This window comes from Methylobacterium sp. WL120 (genome assembly GCF_008039465.1).
Taxonomy (GTDB): domain Bacteria; phylum Pseudomonadota; class Alphaproteobacteria; order Rhizobiales; family Beijerinckiaceae; genus Methylobacterium; species Methylobacterium cerastii.
This window is the reverse complement of the sequence record NZ_VRUT01000319.1, coordinates 1-1,645: the sequence shown is the minus strand read 5'-3', so window position 1 is coordinate 1,645 and position 1,645 is coordinate 1. Positions and strand designations below refer to the sequence as shown.

General features: G+C 70.8%; 1 protein-coding gene, 1 tRNA gene and 1 pseudogene. All 3 read right to left on the bottom strand.

Annotated elements, in window-relative coordinates:
• Nucleotides 1-269: 269 nt before the first annotated feature.
• Nucleotides 270-346 (bottom strand) — tRNA-Trp (locus tag FV229_RS26700).
• A gap of 176 nt (nucleotides 347-522) precedes the next feature.
• Nucleotides 523-1,320: a hypothetical protein gene (locus tag FV229_RS26695; RefSeq protein ID WP_147754797.1), complete on the bottom strand. Its 798-nt coding sequence runs from the start codon at nucleotides 1,318-1,320 to the stop codon at nucleotides 523-525.
• Between the two features lie 197 nt (nucleotides 1,321-1,517).
• Nucleotides 1,518-1,645, bottom strand: a pseudogene (gene tuf, locus FV229_RS26690) (elongation factor Tu); the annotation flags it as partial.

Below are 1,645 nucleotides of genomic sequence, written 5' to 3'. Positions count from 1 at the left end.
GCGCTGCGGCGGCTGCGAGGCCGCGCCGCGGACCGGGCCGCGCGCCGGATCGGCCTTCTTGGTCGCTTCGTTCGATGCCATGGCGTCAGGAACCGGGTTTCGAGAATGACGACGGGTTCGGAAGCTCGCTCGAACGAGCCCGAACCGACAGCCGCCATCGATCTCGGAGTGCGCCCGCTCTAGCGCAAGTCGTCGGGGTTGTCGACAGCCGCGGCACGTCGCGGGAATGGGAGATGGGCAGCAGCTGGTGGCTGGAAGGCGCTGTAGACTGGCAGGAGTGGAGGGACTCGAACCCGCAACCTCCGGTTTTGGAGACCGGCGCTCTGACCAGTTGAGCTACACTCCTATCGTGTCGCCCAATGCCCGATCGGGCGCCGGGATGCAAGGCCCGGCCGGGCGGGAAATGCGTCAGCGGCCGTGATCGGCGCGCTCGGCCGCCGTCAGCGGTCGCAATCCCGCGGCGTCGGCGTGGAACAGCTCGTCGCTGCGGCCGTAGGGCCCCTTCCGCAGCCGGTCGCGCACCTACGCGGCGAAGCCGGCGCGGGCCTTGCTGTCGGCGGGCCACGCCATGAGCAGGTCGCGCGTCGGGATCGCGACGGTGACGGCCTCCGCCTTCAACGCGCTCCGGACCCTGTCGAGATAGCTCGGCAGCATCAGGCGGGCGGCGTCGTAGTTGTCGTCCTCGCTCGTCATGACGAAGATGGGCGTGCCGTCGGCGACCGCGAGCGCGAACGCGGCGTCCTTCGAGGCCTCGGCGAGGTTGGCCAGCGCCAGAGCCTCGATGGCGGTCGGGATCGCCCCGGCGCCGACGCCCCACCCGTCGAGCATCGACCGGGTCAGGTAGCGCATCCGGTCCGTCCCATCGATGACGTAGGCCACGACCAGGGTCTCGGAGAAGGTCCGCGTGGCGAGGTCCGGCACCTGCCGCAGAATTTCGCGCGGCAGAAGCTGCACCCGCAGCTGCGTGCGTACCGCCGCGAGACTCGGCTCTCCGGTCGACGGCGGCGCGTTCACGGCCTTCAGCGCGGTGGCGAGGTGCGCCTCGATCAGTCGCCGGCGCGCGTCGCCGGCGAGCGGGGCGACGCGCGGATAGAGGTTGGTCAGAGCGATCGTGCTGCCGCCGAACAGGATCTGCTTCGGATCGGGGTCGGGGAGGATCTCGGCCCCGGGCAGCATCGCCCGCAGGACGGCCGCCACCTCGGCGCGGAAGCGTCCGTCGCTGAGGGCGTCCGCGCAGGCCGGGCGGATCAGGATCGCGCTCACGGCGGCGGCGAGCAGCAGACGGCGCGTCGGCCGCGGAAACCTGATCGAGGTGTTCATTCCTGATGGTCCGCCGAAGACCGCGGGTATCAGGAAAGTAAACCGGAGGCCTCGTGTCAAGCTCCGGGGCCGTCGCGGCTGAGGGAACGCCGATTTGAGGCGGTGACGACGGGGCTTGGACCCGATTCCACGGCCTCGGCGACGCAAAACGGCCGGCGGAGACCGCCGGCCGTGCCGAATCGCTCGCTTCGAGCAGCTTACGCGTTGATGGCGGCGACGACGCCGGCGCCGACGGTGCGTCCGCCTTCGCGGATGGCGAAGCGCAGCTTCTCCTCCATGGCCACCGGCACGATCAGCGTGACGTCCATGGTCACGTTGTCGCCCG